This window comes from Streptomyces sp. NPDC030165, from assembly GCF_055573595.1.
Genome location: NZ_JBVIBD010000002.1, coordinates 586995 through 603303, shown reverse-complemented (window position 1 = coordinate 603303; position 16309 = coordinate 586995). Strand labels below are relative to the sequence as shown.

Below are 16309 nucleotides of genomic sequence, written 5' to 3'. Positions count from 1 at the left end.
CGGGCGATCTCCCGGACCAGGTAGCCCGCCACCTCCCGACCTTGTACTCGCTCTCCTCGTACTTCCGGGCGAGCACCCGGATGCCGGGGAGGCTGGTCAGTTCTTTCCCTCGTACTCAAAGGGCCTCGGGGCGCACCGCGTCGCCGCTCACCGGGTCGTGGAAACCCGCGACCCGGTGAGCGGCGTCGATGGCGCCGGGCGTTACACCGAGCGGCGGCGCGGGCCGTTGAGCAGCTGGGATCCCGCGGGGCAGGGCACCGTGGCGTAGATCCTGTTCATCTGGCCCTGGAGCTGGGCCCGGCGCTGGGAAGTCGTCCTGGGGCTGTGGGCCTCCTCGTAAAGAACCCGGCTCTTTCGCTGGGCGGCCCGGCTCTTCGGTGTGTGGAACTGGAGCTCGTACGCGTGGCCGGAATTGTTGGCCCGCCAGGAGGTGATGATTCCCTTGTAACCGCGCGGGCGCGCCCAGGTGTTGGACCAGCGGATATTCGGATTCTTCCACTGGCCCAGCAATTTCGTGGTGTCCTTGACGCTCTTGACGTACGAGGCGTCCGGCCACTGGAGGATGTAGCGGACGGAGTCGTAAATCTTGTTCAGAGCCTCGTCCACCGTCTCGGTGGGGTTGTCCTGCATTTCGCGGGCGACCGAGCGCTTGACCGACTCCGGGGACCGCAGGCGGTTGTCGAAACCGACCACGGTGGCCTTGGTCTTGCGGGCGATGCTGCGGACCTGGGGGCTGATGGTGAGTTCGGCCTTCTTGGCCCGGGCGAGGAAGACATTGACCTTGCGCAGGTCGGCGGCGTCGATGTAGAGCCCTTCCCAGCTCCAGCCGTGATCCTTCCTCAGTTGCTTCTTCTGGGCCGGGGGCTTCTTGGCGGGGAGCTTCTTTGCGGGCGGGCGCTTGGCCGGGGGCCGCTTCGCCGACGGCCGCTGGGGCGTCGGCTGCTTCTTGGGGGCGGGCTTTTTCGCGGCGGGTTTCCTGGGCGTGGCCTGGCAGGTGGCCGCGGGCTTCGGCTTGGGCCGGGGCGGGCGGCAGGCCGCCGACGGTGTCTGCGGCGACTGCTTTTGCGCGGCCTGCTTCCTGGCTGCCTCCTTGCGCGCGGCTTCCTTGCGCGCGGCTTCCTTCCGTGCGGCTTCCTTGCGCGCGGCCTGCTTGCGCGCGGCTTCCTTGCGTGCGGCTTGCTTCTTCGCCGCTTGCTCTTTCGCGGCCTGCTTCTCGGCGGCTTGTTTCCTGGCGGCTTGTTTCTCGGCCGCCTGCTTCTTGGCGGAGGGCTTCTTGGTGGAAGGCGCGGGACAGGTATTGGCGGGCTTCTGCTGGGGTTCGGCCGGCGGGCAGGCGGACTCGGCGGCATGGACCGGGCCCAGGCTGAGAGTGGAGGCAAGTGCGGCTGTCGTCACCGTCCAGGCGACAGCCCTAAAAGTATGGGCACGGTGGATTCTCATGTAAGTAAGTGCTTCCTCTCGTCAGCCGCCGTCAGATGCCGGAGTAATGAGGATGCGGGCATTGCGGGGCGGAAGGGATGAGTACGGCGAGAGGTACAACTGGGACAGAGGCGTTACGGTAGTTGTGCCGAACGGGCGTCTCTTCATCGAATGGGCGACGCGAATGGGCTATCGCCGCTCATCCGATGATCGGCGGTCGAGCGGGACGCACCGGAACTTTGCTCGCGCAACGCACGAGGGCCGCCGTTCCCGAGCGGTGGGAACGGCGGCCCTCGGCCGAACGTGCGAGGCGGCCTACAGGACGCGGACCGCGCCGGTCGGCTGGCTGTAGCTCAGCGGCTTCTCCACGATGCCGGTGCTGGAGTTCTGGGCACCGATGAAGTTGCCGTTACCGACGTAGACGCCGACGTGGTACGCGCTGCCCGCGCTGCCCCAGTACAGGATGTCGCCGACCTGGAGGTTGTCCAGGCTCACCTGGGTACCGGCGGTGGACTGCGGCTGCGAGGTGCGCGGCAGGTCGATGCCGATGGTGCGGTACGCGGCCTGGACCAGGCTGGAGCAGTCGTACGCGGACGGGCCGGAGGCGCCGAGCACGTAGGACTTGCCCAGCTGCGCGCGCAGGAAGCCGATCAGGGAGGCGGTGCTGCCGGTCGCGCCGGAGACGGGGGAGTCGGCGGACGGGGCGGAGAGTGAACGCAGCGACGTGCGCTCGGAGGAGCGGGAGGCGCGCTCCTGGGCGGCCTTCTCCTTCTCCTCGGCCTTGCGGGCCTCTTCGGCCTTCTTCTCGGCCGCGGCCTTGCGGTCGGCCTCGTCCTTGGCCTTGGCGGCGGCCTCGCTGGCCTCGGCGGCGGCGGTGTCCTGCGCGGCCTGGCGCTCGTAGTCCAGCGCCATCTGCTGGGCGGTGTCCGCGCTCTTGGCCAGGCTGGTGGCCAGTGCCGACGTGATGGTCGGCATTTCCTGGGTCTCGGAGACGGGCTTCTCCGCGGCGCCGGCGGGCATGCTCGCGCCGGTCACCGCCAGGGTGATGATGCCACCGGTGACCCCTGCGCGCAGTGCCCGCGAGGACGCGGAACGGCGGGGCTTCCGGTGGCTGGGTATGACTGCGTTCGGGGACATGGCACCACGGCTATCAGGAGCCACAGGTTGCTGCCAACAAAGGTGGCATGCGCCACACTTGACGCGTACGCGATGAATAAAAGGGACTTTTCGCTGGTCGATGGCCGGGCGGCGGGCGGTCCGCATTTCGTGATCATGTTCTTACGCATGGCATTTACGGGCCGATGTGCACCCCGAGGGCGCTTATCACCTACTGATCCGCCACGCCAAGGCTTCCCGAGGGTCAAGCATTCAAGACAACAAACCGCGTGGGATAGGTCACTCGTGAGTGCCCGTTATGTTCCCGTGATGCCGCCGTGGCGGGTGTGCTCGTGAACGCGGGCACGTACCGATGATCACGGGGCGGTCACGACGGTCTCGGGACGGTCACGGCGAGGGCGCTCCGCCTCGCCCGCCCCTGTGGCCCGCCCTGCGCTAGCAGTTGGCGCGCCCCGGCGCCAATTTGCTTGCGTCGCGTATCTCTTGATAGAGGCAGCCCCTCGCTGACCAGGGGTTACGTCGAAAAATGTCACCACCGGTGATCGCCTGCGCGCTTCCCGTACGAAGATCGACGCTCATCGGACCAGATGATCGGGCGTCAGGTGGTGGAGATCACAAAGGCGTTGTCGCACCCCGTGTCGCAGATCACAGACCGACAGGCATAAGATGCAGGCGGCTCGGGCTTGTGAACTGCCTCACATAGGCGCGATCTTCGTGGGGCCGGTGCGCGGGGCCGGGCGGACCGCCATCCAGTCATCGTCGACTGAAGGGAGCGAGGACGGTGAACGCTTACGCGCCCATCCTCGTACTGGGAGCCCTCGGGGCAGGCTTTGCGATCTTCTCTGTCGTGATGGCCACGCTCGTCGGACCCAAGCGCTACAACCGGGCGAAGCTAGAGGCGTACGAATGCGGAATCGAGCCCACGCCGCAGCCGGCCGGCGGCGGTCGATTTCCGATCAAGTACTACCTCACGGCGATGCTCTTCATCATTTTCGATATCGAGATCGTCTTCCTCTACCCCTGGGCCGTCACCTTCGACGCGCTCGGGCTTTTCGGGCTCGTGGAGATGCTCCTCTTCGCGCTCACCGTCTTCGTCGCCTACGCCTACGTATGGCGTCGTGGCGGCCTGGAATGGGACTAGGGGCCACCAATGGGACTTGAAGAGAAGCTGCCGAGCGGCTTTTTGCTTTCCACCGTCGAACAGGCCGCGGGCTGGGTGCGCAAGTCATCGGTCTTCCCCGCCACCTTCGGCCTCGCCTGCTGCGCCATCGAGATGATGACGACCGGCGCCGGGCGCTACGACCTCGCCCGCTTCGGCATGGAGGTCTTCCGCGGGTCGCCGCGCCAGGCGGACCTGATGATCGTGGCCGGCCGGGTGAGCCAGAAGATGGCGCCCGTGCTGCGGCAGGTCTACGACCAGATGCCGAACCCGAAATGGGTCATCTCGATGGGCGTGTGCGCCTCGTCGGGCGGCATGTTCAACAACTACGCGATCGTCCAGGGCGTCGACCACATCGTCCCGGTGGACATCTACCTGCCCGGCTGCCCGCCGCGCCCCGAAATGCTGATGGACGCCATTCTCAAGCTGCACCAGAAGATCCAGAGCACCAAGCTCGGGGTCAACCAGCAGCAGGCGGCTCGCGAGGCGGAGGAAGCGGCGCTCAAGGCGCGCCCGACGATCGAGATGAAGGGGCTGCTGCGGTGAGCGACGGCACCAAGGGGACCAACGGGAACGGTGGCGCCAACGGCACTGGCGGCGTCAACGGGAACGGCGGGGCCGGAGCGGCCAAGGGGCCCAACGGGGTCAACCCCGACCAGGACGTGAACGCGCAGAACCTGCCCGGCCAGCGCGGCGACCACGGCGAGGTCATCGGCACCCGCCGCGGCATGTTCGGCGCCAGTGGCGCCGGCGACACCTCCGGGTACGGCGGACTCGTACGGACCGTACGGATGCCGGGCGCCAGTGCCCGCCCGTACGGCGGCTGGTTCGACGAGGTCGCGGACGAGCTGGAAGGCGCGCTGGACGAACAGGGGCTGGTCCCCGAGAACGTCATCGAGAAGACGGTCGTCGACCGCGGCGAGCTGACCTTCCACATCGAGCGGGAGTACCTGCCGGTCGTCGCGAAGACCCTGCGCGACGACCCGGCCCTGCGCTTCGAGCTGTGCACCGGCGTCAGCGGCGTGCATTTCCCCGGCGACAAGGGGCGCGAGCTGCACGCCGTCTACCACCTGCGCTCGATCACCCACAACCGGCTGATCCGCCTGGAGGTCTCCACGCCGGACGCCGACCCGCACGTGCCGTCCATCGTGAGCGTCTACCCGACCAACGACTGGCACGAGCGCGAGACGTACGACTTCTTCGGCCTGGTCTTCGACGGCCACCCGGCGCTCACCCGGATCATGATGCCGGACGACTGGCAGGGCTTCCCGCAGCGCAAGGACTACCCGCTCGGCGGCATTCCCGTCGAGTACAAGGGCGCCCAGATCCCGGCTCCCGACCAGCGGAGGTCGTACACCTGATGTCCACCAGCCATGCGACCCCTCGGGAGACGACCGAGGGCACCGTCTACACGGTCACCGGCGGCGACTGGGACGAGATCGCGGCCGCCGCGGCCCGCACCGACGACGAGCGGATCGTCGTCAACATGGGCCCCCAGCACCCCTCCACCCACGGCGTGCTGCGGCTGATCCTGGAGATCGACGGCGAGACCGTCACCGAGGCCCGCTGCGGCATCGGCTACCTGCACACCGGCATCGAGAAGAACCTCGAATTCCGTACATGGACGCAGGGCACCACCTTCGTCACCCGGATGGACTACCTGACGCCGTTCTTCAACGAGACGGCGTACTGCCTGGCCGTGGAGAAGCTGCTCGGCATCACCGACGACGTGCCGGACCGGGCCTCCGTCATCCGCGTGATGCTGATGGAGCTCAACCGCCTCTCCTCCCACCTGGTGGCCATCGCCACCGGCGGCATGGAGCTGGGCGCCACCACGATCATGATCTACGGGTTCCGGGACCGCGAACTGATCCTGGACATCTACGAGCTGATCACCGGGCTGCGGATGAACCACGCGTACATCCGGCCCGGCGGGCTCGCCCAGGACCTGCCGCCGGGCGCGGTCGACCAGGTGCGCGAGTTCGTGAAGAAGATGCGCAAGAACCTGGGCGAATACGACAAGCTCGCCACCGGTAACCCGGTCTTCAAGGGCCGCATGCAGGACATCGGCTACCTCGACCTGGCCGGCTGCCTGGCCACCGGCGCCACCGGACCGGTGCTGCGCTCCGCCGGACTCCCGCACGACCTGCGCAAGACCCAGCCGTACTGCGGCTACGAGCACTACGACTTCGACGTGCCGACCACCGACACCTGCGACTCCTACGGGCGCTTCCTGATCCGCCTGGAGGAGATGCGCCAGTCGCTGCGCATCGTCGAACAGTGCCTGGACCGGCTGGCGCCGGGGCCGGTGATGGTCGGCGACAAGAAGATCGCCTGGCCCGCCCAGCTGGCCATGGGCCCGGACGGGCTCGGCAACTCGCTCGACCACATCAAGAAGATCATGGGGACCTCGATGGAGGCTCTGATCCACCACTTCAAGCTGGTGACGGAAGGCTTCCGGGTGCCGCCCGGCCAGGCGTACGCGGCCGTGGAGTCCCCCAAGGGCGAGCTGGGCGTGCACGCCGTCAGCGACGGCGGGACCCGCCCCTACCGGGTGCACTTCCGCGACCCGTCCTTCACCAACCTCCAGGCCATGGCGGCGATGTGCGAGGGCGGCCAGGTGGCCGACGTCATCGTCGCCGTCGCGTCCATCGACCCCGTGATGGGAGGCGTCGACCGGTGACAGACGTCAGTTTGGGGATGCCGCAGCTCCCCGCCCCCGACTATCCGGCCGAGGTGCGGGCCCGGCTCGAAGCGGACGCCAAGGAGGTGATCGCCCGCTATCCCGGCGCACGCTCCGCGCTGCTGCCGCTGCTGCACCTCGTCCAGGCGGAGGAGGGCCACGTCACCCGTACCGGCATCCGCTTCTGCGCGGAGATGCTGGACCTGACGACGGCGGAGGTCACGGCCGTCTCCACCTTCTACTCCATGTACCGGCGCGGGCCCGGCGGGGACTACCAGGTGGGGGTGTGCACCAACACCCTGTGCGCGGTGATGGGCGGCGACGCGATCTTCGAGGCGCTGCAGCAGCACCTCGGCGTGGGCAACGGCGGGACGACCGAGGACGGCAAGGTCACCCTGGAGCACATCGAGTGCAACGCGGCCTGCGACTTCGCGCCCGTCGTGATGGTCAACTGGGAATTCTTCGACAACCAGACGCCGGACAGCGCCAAGCAGCTCGTGGACGACCTGCGAGAGGGCCGGCCCGTCGCGCCGACCCGGGGCGCGCCGCTGTGCACGTACAAGGAAACGGCCCGCATCCTCGCCGGGTTCCCGGACCGGCGGCCGGGCGCGGTCGAGGCCACCGGCGGTGCCGGGCCCGCCTCGCTGGTGGGACTGCGACTGGCCAAGGGCGAGGCCGTACCGGGCGCGGGCTCGGCCGACCACGTCGTACCGCAGCGGGGCGCCGGCCCCGCCGAGGGCGAGGGCGAGCACGCCGGACGGGCACCGGGCGAGGCGCCGGCCACCCACCCCAGCTCGCACGACGCGCCGCGCGACACCTCGGCCTCCGACCCCCGGCACCCAGCCGGTCCGACCGCCGAGGAGGGGGAGTGATGACCGTGGCCGCCGAGGTCAGCAAGGCCAACCCGGAGAAGCTGCTCGCGCCCGTACTCTCCGCCTTCTGGGACCAGCCGGGCTCCTGGACGCTGGAGACCTATCTGCGGCACGAGGGCTACGAGGGCATGCGCAAGGCCCTCGCGATGCCGCCGGACGACGTGATCGCGTACGTCAAGGACGCCGGACTGCGCGGCCGCGGCGGCGCCGGCTTCCCCACCGGGATGAAGTGGCAGTTCATCCCGCAGGGCGACGGCAAGCCGCACTACCTCGTCGTCAACGCCGACGAGTCGGAGCCCGGCACCTGCAAGGACATCCCGCTGCTCTTCGCCAATCCGCACTCCCTGATCGAGGGCATCGTCATCGCGTGTCACGCGATCCGGTCGCACCACGCCTTCATCTACCTGCGCGGTGAAGTCGTGCCCGTCCTGCGGCGGTTGCACGAGGCCGTCCGGGAGGCGTACGAGGCGGGCTACCTCGGCCGCGACATCCTCGGCTCGGGCCTGGACCTGGACGTCGTGGTGCACGCGGGCGCGGGCGCGTACATCTGCGGTGAGGAGACCGCGCTGCTGGACTCCCTGGAGGGCCGTCGCGGACAGCCCCGGCTGCGTCCTCCCTTCCCGGCGGTGGCGGGCCTGTACGCCTGCCCCACTGTCGTGAACAACGTCGAGTCCATCGCGTCGGTTCCCGCCATCATGAACAAGGGCAAGGACTGGTTCAGGACGATGGGCAGCGAGAAGTCCCCGGGCTTCACGCTGTACTCACTCAGCGGACACGTCGCCAATCCCGGCCAGTACGAAGCCCCCCTCGGCATCACGCTGCGCCAGCTCCTCGACATGAGCGGCGGCATGCGGCCAGGCCACCGGCTGAAGTTCTGGACGCCCGGCGGCTCCTCCACGCCGATGTTCACCGACGAGCACCTCGACGTACCGCTGGACTACGAAGGCGTCGGCGCCGCGGGCTCGATGCTCGGCACCAAGGCGCTCCAGTGCTTCGACGAGACCACCTGCGTCGTACGGGCCGTCACCCGCTGGACCGAGTTCTACGCGCACGAGTCCTGCGGCAAGTGCACACCCTGCCGCGAGGGCACCTACTGGCTCGTCCAGCTGCTGCGCGACATCGAGGCCGGCAAGGGCCGCATGAGCGACCTCGACAAACTCAACGACATCGCCGACAACATCAACGGCAAGTCCTTCTGCGCGCTGGGCGACGGCGCCGCCTCACCGATCTTCTCCTCGCTGAAGTACTTCCGCGCCGAGTACGAGCAGCACATCACCGGCAAGGGCTGCCCCTTCGACCCCGCCAGGTCGACCGCCTGGGCCGACACCGACGCTCACCTGGGGGTGAACGCATGACCGTCACGACCACCGGGTCCGACAGCGGCTCCGCCGCGGGGCCCTCCGGGGGTGGCGGGGCGGCCGTACCGCCCGAAGACCTCGTCACGCTGACGATCGACGGCATCGAGATCTCCGTCCCCAAGGGGACCCTGGTCATCCGGGCCGCCGAACTCCTCGGCATCGAGATCCCGCGCTTCTGCGACCACCCGCTGCTCGACCCGGCCGGCGCCTGCCGCCAGTGCATCGTGGAGGTGGAGGGCCAGCGCAAGCCGATGGCCTCCTGCACCATCACCTGCACCGACGGCATGGTGGTCAAGTCGCAGCTCACCTCACCCGTCGCCGAGAAGGCGCAGCGCGGCGTGATGGAACTGCTGCTGATCAACCACCCGCTGGACTGCCCGGTCTGCGACAAGGGCGGCGAATGCCCGCTGCAGAACCAGGCCATGTCCGCCGGACAGGCCGACACCCGGTTCGAGGGCAGGAAGCGCACCTTCGCCAAGCCGGTGCCGATCTCCCGGCAGGTACTGCTGGACCGTGAGCGGTGCGTGCTGTGCGCGCGCTGCACCCGCTTCTCCAACCAGGTCGCGGGCGACCCGATGATCGAACTGATCGAGCGGGGCGCGCTCCAGCAGGTCGGCACGGGCGAGGGCGACCCGTTCCAGTCGTACTTCTCCGGAAACACCATCCAGATCTGCCCGGTCGGCGCGCTGACCTCGGCCGCGTACCGCTTCCGGTCGCGCCCCTTCGACCTGGTGTCCTCGCCGAGCGTCTGCGAACACTGCGCGGGCGGCTGCGCGACCCGTACGGACCACCGGCGCGGCAAGGTCATGCGGCGGCTGGCCGCCGAGGATCCCGAGGTCAACGAGGAGTGGATCTGCGACAAGGGGCGCTTCGCCTTCCGGTACGCGCAGCAGCGCGACCGGCTGGAGCACCCGATGGTGCGGGACGCCGCGACCGGCGAACTGGTCACGGCCAGCTGGCCGGAGGCCCTGGATGCGGCGGCGCGCGGGCTGGGCGCCGCCAGGGGCCGGACCGGCGTGCTGACCGGAGGCCGGCTGACCGTCGAGGACGCGTACGCCTACGCCAAGTTCGCGCGGGTCGCGCTGGACACCAACGACATCGACTTCCGGGCCAGGGCGCACAGCACCGAGGAAGCCGACTTCCTGGCGGCGCGGGTCGCCGGACGGGGCCGCGACCTGGAGGGCCCGGGAGTCTCGTACACCGACCTGGAGAAGGCACCGGCCGTCCTGCTCGCCGGGATCGAGGCGGAGGAGGAGGCACCCGGCGTCTTCCTGCGGCTGCGCAAGGCCCACCGCAAGCACGGACAGCGCACCTTCGGGCTCGCGCCGTACGCGACGCGCGGCCTGGTCAAGGCGGGCGGCACGCTGCTGCCCGCCGCGCCCGGCACGGAGACGGAGTGGCTGGACGCGCTGGCCGGCCATGAGGCGGCGGACGCGGAGCGCCTTCCCGTGGAAGGTGGTGGCGGGCGCCGGGCGGGCCTGGAAGGCGCGGGCCGCAGCGCGGCCGAGGCGCTGCGCGGCGCGGGCTCGGTGATCGTCGTCGGCGAGCGGCTGGCCGCGGTGCCGGGCGCGCTGACGGCCGCCGTACGGGCCGCCGCCGCGACCGGGGCCCGGCTGGTGTGGATTCCACGGCGGGCCGGCGAACGCGGCGCCGTCGAGGCCGGTGCGCTGCCGGGGCTGCTGCCGGGCGGGCGCCCGGCGACCGACCCGCGCGCCCGCGACGAGGTCGCCGCCGCCTGGGGCGTCGCCGGCCTGCCGCAGCGGCACGGCCGCGACACCGGCCAGATCGTGGCCGCGGCGGCCGCCGGGGAACTGAGCGCCCTCCTGGTGGCGGGCGTCGACCCGGCGGACCTGCCGGACCCGGCGCGGGCCCTGGAGGCGCTGGACTCGGTGGGCTTCCTGGTGAGCCTGGAGCAGCGGCCGACGGCCGTGACGGAACGGGCGGACGTCGTCCTGCCGGTCGCCGCGGCCGTCGAGAAGTCCGGCACCTTCCTCAACTGGGAAGGCCGCGCCCGGCCGTTCGAAGCCGCGCTCAAACCGGACCAGATGTCCCGGCGGCACCTGCTGCCGGACGCCCGGGTGCTGCACATGCTCGCCGACGCGATGGACGTCCACCTCGCGCTCCCCGACGTACGGGCGGTGCGGCGGGAGCTGACCGCACTGGGGCCGTGGGACGGCACGTACGCCGCCGACCCCAGGGAGCCCGGCCGCGCGCTGCCCCGGCCGGAACCCGGCGAAGCCGTACTGGCCGGCCACAAGCTGCTGCTCGACCAGGGACGGATGCAGGAGGGCGACGAGGCACTGGCCGGTACGCGGCACGCGGCCGTCGCCCGGATGTCCGCGGCCACCGCCGAGGAGACCGGCGTCAAGGACGGCGGCCTGCTGGCGGTCACCGGGCCCACCGGGTCCGTACGGCTGCCGCTCGCGGTCACCCCGATGCCCGACCGGGTGGTGTGGCTGCCGCTGAACTCGGTGGGCGGCGGGGTCGCTGCCGACACCGGGGCGCGGCCCGGGGAGTTGGTGAAGGTCGCGCCGGTGGCCGGGACCGGTGAGCCGGACGCCTCCGGCGCATACGGCACTTCCGGCACGGCGTCCGGACCGGTCAAGGAGGTGGACGCGTGATGCAGCACCTGGCGCTGTCCGGCAGCGCGCTGGCCCAGGAGGACCTCTCGATGTTCGGCCGCGACCCGTGGTGGCTGGTCGTCGTCAAGGCGGTCTTCTGCTTCGCGTTCCTCATGCTGACCGTGCTCTTCTCGATCGTCTGGGAACGCAAGGTCGTCGCGTGGATGCAGCTGCGCATCGGCCCGAACCGGCACGGCCCCTGGGGCATGCTCCAGTCCCTCGCGGACGGCATCAAGCTGATGCTCAAGGAGGACCTGGTCGTCAAGCGGGCCGACAAGGCGGTGTACATCCTCGCGCCGATCGTGGCGGCCGTACCGGCCTTCATGGCCGTCGCGGTGATCCCCTTCGGCCCGGCCGGCAACGAGATCTCCATCTTCGGCCAGCGGACCACGATGCAGCTCACCGACCTGCCGATCGGCGTGCTGTACATCCTGGCCACCGCCTCCGTCGGCATCTACGGCATCGTGCTGGCCGGCTGGTCGTCCGGCTCGACGTACCCGCTGCTCGGCGGCCTGCGCTCGTGCGCCCAGATGGTCTCTTACGAGATCGCGATGGGACTGTCCTTCGCGGCGGTCTTCCTCTACTCCGGGTCGATGTCGACCTCGACGATCGTGGAGTCCCAGCAGGACAAGTGGTACGTACTGCTGCTGCCGGTCTCCTTCATCATCTACATCGTCGCCATGGTGGGCGAGACCAACCGCGCGCCGTTCGACATGCCGGAGTCCGAGGGCGACCTGGTCGGCGGCTTCAACACCGAGTACTCGTCGATCAAGTTCGCGATGTTCATGCTCGCCGAGTACATCAACATGGTGACCGTCTCGGCGGTCGCGGTGACCCTCTTCCTGGGCGGCTGGAAGGCCCCGTACCCGGTCAGCACCTTCTGGGAAGGCGCCAACCACGGCTGGTGGCCGCTGCTCTGGTTCGTCATCAAGGTGCAGCTGCTGCTGTTCTTCTTCATCTGGCTGCGCGGCACGCTGCCCCGTGTGCGCTACGACCAGTTCATGAAGCTGGGATGGAAGGTCCTCATCCCGGTCTCGATGGTCTGGCTGATGCTCGTCGCGACCGTACGGGCCCTGAAGAACGAGGGCTACGACTTCCAGCAGATCGTGCTGTACGTGGCCGGCGCCGCCATCGCCGTACTGCTCATCTCGCTCGTCGCGGACTTCTTCCGGCGCGGCGAGAAGGAAGAGCCGGACCAGGAGCCGGCCTTCGACCCCATGGCGGGCGGCTTCCCCGTACCGCCGCTGCCCGGACAGACCCTGCCACCTGTGCCGCGGCGACGGCCGCGCCGTGACCGCGAGCTGATTGTCAGTGGCGGGGTGGACCCTGTCAGTGACCGAACCGACAAGGACGGAAAGGGGGGCGACGGTGCCTGACTTCCAGAACCCCGTGGCCGGCTTCGGCGTGACCTTCAAGGCCATGTTCAAGAAGCGGCTGACCGAGCAGTATCCGGAGGAGAAGAAACCGACGGCGCCGCGCTTCCACGGCCGCCACCAGCTCAACCGGCATCCCGACGGGCTGGAGAAGTGCGTCGGCTGCGAGCTGTGCGCCTGGGCCTGCCCGGCCGACGCGATCTACGTCGAGGGCGCCGACAACACGGACGAGGAGCGCTACAGCCCCGGCGAGCGCTACGGCCGCGTCTACCAGATCAACTACCTGCGCTGCATCCTGTGCGGCCTGTGCGTCGAGGCGTGCCCCACCCGCGCGCTGACCATGACCAACGAGTACGAACTCGCCGACCGGACCCGCGAATCGCTCATCTACACCAAGGAAGAGCTGCTCGCGGGGCTGGAGGACACCATGGTCGACTCCCCGCACGCCATCCACCCCGGGATGACTGAGAAGGACTACTACCGGGGCCTGGTGACGGAGGCCGCGCCGGGCACGGTGCGGCAGGTGGCCGTCTCCAAGGGCGAGACGGCCGAAGGGGAGGGCGGTACGGACACCGCGGCGCCCCAGGAGGCCGCGGCCACCTTCGGCCCCGACGAGCCCGCCGCCCGGGAGGTGACCCGGTGACGACGACCTCTCTGGCCGCCGCGGCGTCCACGGGCGAGGCGGTGCAGTTCTGGATCCTCGGTACGGTCGCGGTGCTCGGCGCGCTGTGCACGATCCTGATGAAGCGCGCCGTGCACAGTGCCCTGTCGCTGGCCGGCACCATGATCATCCTCGCGGTGTTCTACCTCGCCAACGGCGCGTACTTCCTCGGCGTCGTGCAGATCGTCGTCTACACCGGCGCGATCATGATGCTGTTCCTCTTCGTCGTCATGCTCGTCGGCGTCACGGCGGCCGACTCCCTCAAGGAGACACTCAAGGGCCAGCGCTGGCTGGCCGCCGCCTGCGGCCTCGGCTTCGGCATCCTGCTCATCGCCGGCCTCGGCAACGCCTCGCTCAAACACTTCAACGGGCTCGGCGAGGCCAACGCCGGGGGCAACGTGCAGGGCCTGGCGGCTCTGATCTTCACCAAGTACGTCTTCGCCTTCGAGGTCACCGGCGCACTGCTGATCACGGCGGCGGTCGGCGCGATGGTCCTGACGCACCGCGAGCGCACGGAGCGCGCCAGGACCCAGCGCGAGCAGTCCGAGGCCCGTATCCGCGAGGGCAAGCACATCCCGCCGCTACCCGCGCCCGGCGTCTACGCCCGGCACAACGCCGTGGACGTGCCCGGCCTGCTCCCCGACGGCACCCCGTCCGAGCAGACCGTCAATCCGACGCTGCGCGGGCGCGGCCAGATCCGCGACGTCTCCGCCGAGTCGCTGGACGAGCTGAAGGCGCTGGAACAGCGCTCCGAAGAGTGGCTGGGCCGCAGCGAGGAGGCGAAGCGATGAACCCGGTCAACTACCTCTACCTCGCCGCCCTGTTGTTCACCATCGGTGCGGCCGGGGTGCTGATCAGGCGGAACGCCATCGTGGTGTTCATGTGCATCGAGCTGATGCTCAACGCCTGCAACCTCGCCTTCGTGGCGTTCTCGCGGATGCACGGAAACCTGGACGGACAGATCATCGCGTTCTTCACGATGGTCGTCGCCGCGGCCGAGGTCGTGGTGGGCCTGGCGATCATCGTGTCCATCTTCCGCACCCGCCACACGGCCTCGGTCGACGACGCCAGCCTGATGAAGCTGTAAGGGGTCGTAAACGTGGAGAACTTGATCGCCCTGCTCGTCGCGGCGCCGCTGCTCGGTGCGGCCCTGCTGCTGTGCGGCGGCAGGAGACTGGACCGGGCCGGCCACTGGCTCGGCACGCTGCTCGCGCTGGCGTCCTTCGCCCTGGCCGTACCCCTGTTCACGGAGCTGCTGGGCCGCGACGCCGAGCACCGTACCCTGCACCAGCACCTGTTCAGCTGGATCCCGGTCGGCGGCTTCCAGGCGGACGTGGCCTTCCAGCTCGACCAGCTGTCCATGACGTTCGTCCTGCTGATCACCGGTGTCGGATCGCTGATCCACATCTACTCGGTCGGCTACATGGAGCACGACGAGCGGCGCCGCCGCTTCTTCGGCTACCTGAACCTCTTCCTCGCGGCCATGCTGCTGCTCGTCCTCGCCGACAACTACCTGCTGCTGTACGTCGGCTGGGAGGGCGTGGGCCTGGCCTCGTACCTGCTCATCGGCTTCTGGCAGCACAAGCCCAGCGCGGCGACGGCGGCGAAGAAGGCGTTCCTGGTCAACCGCGTCGGTGACGTCGGCCTGTCCATCGCGATCATGCTGATGTTCACCACGTTCGGGACGTTCGCGTTCGGCCCGGTGCTGGGCGCGGCGGGCGAGACGTCCGAGGGCAAGCTCACCGCCATCGGCGTGATGCTGCTGCTCGCCGCCTGCGGCAAGTCGGCGCAGGTCCCGCTCCAGTCCTGGCTCGGCGACGCGATGGAGGGCCCGACCCCGGTCTCCGCCCTGATCCACGCGGCGACGATGGTGACCGCCGGCGTCTACCTGATCACCCGCTCCGGGGCAATCTTCAACGGCGCGCCGGCCGCGCAGACCGCCGTCGTGGTGGTCGGCGCGGTGACGCTGCTGTTCGGTGCGATCGTCGGTTGCGCGAAGGACGACATCAAGAAGGCCCTGGCGGGCTCGACGATGTCGCAGATCGGCTACATGATCCTGGCCGCCGGGCTCGGTCCGATCGGCTACGCCTTCGCGATCATGCACCTGGTCACCCACGGCTTCTTCAAGGCGGGTCTCTTCCTCGGCGCCGGCTCGGTGATGCATGGCATGAACGACGAGGTGGACATGCGCCGTTACGGCGGCCTGCGCAGGTACATGCCCGTCACGTTCATCACCTTCGGCCTCGGCTATCTGGCGATCATCGGCTTCCCGGGACTGTCCGGTTTCTTCTCCAAGGACAAGATCATCGAGGCGGCGTTCGCCAAGGGCGGTACGGAGGGCTGGATTCTCGGCGGCGCGGCCCTGCTGGGCGCCGCGATCACCGCGTTCTACATGACGCGGGTGATGCTGATGACGTTCTTCGGCGAGGAGCGCTGGCGCAAGGCGCCGACGCCGTCCCCCGCCGAGCCGTCGGTGGAGCCCGCGGCCGAGACCAGGGGCGAGTACACCCCGCCGCACCCGCACGAGTCCCCCAAGTCCATGACGGTCCCGATGATCCTGCTGGCCGTCGGATCGGTGTTCGCGGGCGGACTGTTCAGCATCAACGAGGCGTTCGTGACCTGGCTGGAGCCGGTCACCTCCTTCGAGCACGGGCACCCGCCGATCGGCGCCACAGCGATCACCACCGCCACGATCGCGGTGATGGTCCTCGGCGTCGCGCTCGCCTACCTGAAGTACGGGCGCAAACCGGTACCGGCCGTCGCCCCGCGCGGTTCGCTGCTGACCCGGGCAGCCCGCCGCGACCTGCTCCAGGACGACTTCAACCACGTCGTGCTGGTGCGTGGCGGCGGCGAGCTGACCCGCGCCCTGGTCCAGCTGGACCACTCCGTCGTGGACGGCGCGGTCAACGGCACGGCGGCGTCGATGGGCGGCCTCTCCAGCCTGCTGCGCCAGGCGCAGAACGGCTTCGCCCGCTCGTACGCGGTACAGATGTTGGGCGGTGCGGCCGTGCTGATCGCCGCGACCCTGCTGATGAGGGGTGTCTGAG

General features: G+C 69.6%; 14 protein-coding genes. 12 read left to right on the top strand and 2 right to left on the bottom strand.

Features of this window, described 5'->3' with window-relative positions; translation table 11 throughout:
* Positions 1-201 precede the first annotated feature (201 nt).
* Positions 202-1395 carry a hypothetical protein gene (locus ACZ4Z1_RS05990; RefSeq protein ID WP_468485314.1) on the bottom strand — a complete coding sequence of 398 codons (1194 nt, stop codon included), beginning with the start codon at positions 1393-1395 and terminating at the stop codon, positions 202-204.
* Between the two features lie 339 nt (positions 1396-1734).
* Positions 1735-2556 carry a C40 family peptidase gene (locus tag ACZ4Z1_RS05985; RefSeq protein WP_468485313.1) on the bottom strand — a complete coding sequence of 274 codons (822 nt, stop codon included), beginning with the start codon at positions 2554-2556 and terminating at the stop codon, positions 1735-1737.
* 760 nt (positions 2557-3316) lie between these two features.
* Here ACZ4Z1_RS05985 and ACZ4Z1_RS05980 point away from each other — a divergent pair.
* The 12 genes from ACZ4Z1_RS05980 to nuoL all read left to right on the top strand — a co-directional run bounded on the left by ACZ4Z1_RS05980 (position 3317) and on the right by nuoL (position 16308).
* The gene (locus ACZ4Z1_RS05980; RefSeq protein ID WP_030022241.1) at positions 3317-3676 is read left to right on the top strand and encodes an NADH-quinone oxidoreductase subunit A; all 360 of its coding nucleotides are present in this window, start codon (positions 3317-3319) and stop codon (positions 3674-3676) included.
* A 9-nt stretch (positions 3677-3685) separates the two neighbouring features.
* On the top strand, positions 3686-4240 hold the full coding sequence (locus ACZ4Z1_RS05975) for a NuoB/complex I 20 kDa subunit family protein (RefSeq protein ID WP_468485312.1): 555 nt from the start codon (positions 3686-3688) through the stop codon (positions 4238-4240).
* A 116-nt stretch (positions 4241-4356) separates the two neighbouring features.
* A complete protein-coding gene (locus tag ACZ4Z1_RS05970; protein WP_468485428.1) occupies positions 4357-5055 on the top strand; it encodes an NADH-quinone oxidoreductase subunit C in 699 nt (232 codons plus the stop codon).
* Positions 5055-6377: an NADH-quinone oxidoreductase subunit D gene (locus ACZ4Z1_RS05965; RefSeq protein ID WP_468485311.1), complete on the top strand. Its 1323-nt coding sequence runs from the start codon at positions 5055-5057 to the stop codon at positions 6375-6377. Before ACZ4Z1_RS05970 ends, ACZ4Z1_RS05965 begins: the two co-directional genes overlap by 1 nt.
* Before the next feature lie 17 nt (positions 6378-6394).
* The gene (gene nuoE / locus ACZ4Z1_RS05960) at positions 6395-7249 is read left to right on the top strand and encodes an NADH-quinone oxidoreductase subunit NuoE (protein ID WP_468485427.1); all 855 of its coding nucleotides are present in this window, start codon (positions 6395-6397) and stop codon (positions 7247-7249) included.
* Positions 7246-8604: an NADH-quinone oxidoreductase subunit NuoF gene (gene nuoF, locus ACZ4Z1_RS05955; protein WP_468485310.1), complete on the top strand. Its 1359-nt coding sequence runs from the start codon at positions 7246-7248 to the stop codon at positions 8602-8604. Before nuoE ends, nuoF begins: the two co-directional genes overlap by 4 nt.
* A complete protein-coding gene (locus tag ACZ4Z1_RS05950) occupies positions 8601-11228 on the top strand; it encodes an NADH-quinone oxidoreductase subunit G (RefSeq protein WP_468485309.1) in 2628 nt (875 codons plus the stop codon). Before nuoF ends, ACZ4Z1_RS05950 begins: the two co-directional genes overlap by 4 nt.
* Entirely contained in the window at positions 11228-12604 is a 1377-nt protein-coding gene (gene nuoH / locus ACZ4Z1_RS05945; RefSeq protein ID WP_468485426.1) for an NADH-quinone oxidoreductase subunit NuoH, read from the top strand. Before ACZ4Z1_RS05950 ends, nuoH begins: the two co-directional genes overlap by 1 nt.
* Positions 12597-13244 carry an NADH-quinone oxidoreductase subunit NuoI gene (gene nuoI / locus ACZ4Z1_RS05940; protein ID WP_468485308.1) on the top strand — a complete coding sequence of 216 codons (648 nt, stop codon included), beginning with the start codon at positions 12597-12599 and terminating at the stop codon, positions 13242-13244. The genes nuoH and nuoI overlap by 8 nt, the downstream gene beginning before the upstream one ends.
* Positions 13241-14053, top strand: a complete 813-nt coding sequence (locus tag ACZ4Z1_RS05935) for an NADH-quinone oxidoreductase subunit J (RefSeq protein ID WP_468485307.1) — start codon at positions 13241-13243, stop codon at positions 14051-14053. Before nuoI ends, ACZ4Z1_RS05935 begins: the two co-directional genes overlap by 4 nt.
* On the top strand, positions 14050-14349 hold the full coding sequence (gene nuoK / locus ACZ4Z1_RS05930) for an NADH-quinone oxidoreductase subunit NuoK (RefSeq protein WP_003983361.1): 300 nt from the start codon (positions 14050-14052) through the stop codon (positions 14347-14349). Before ACZ4Z1_RS05935 ends, nuoK begins: the two co-directional genes overlap by 4 nt.
* A 12-nt stretch (positions 14350-14361) precedes the next feature.
* Positions 14362-16308, top strand: coding sequence for an NADH-quinone oxidoreductase subunit L (gene nuoL, locus ACZ4Z1_RS05925; protein ID WP_468485306.1), 1947 nt, complete (start codon positions 14362-14364; stop codon positions 16306-16308).
* Position 16309 lies beyond the last annotated feature (1 nt).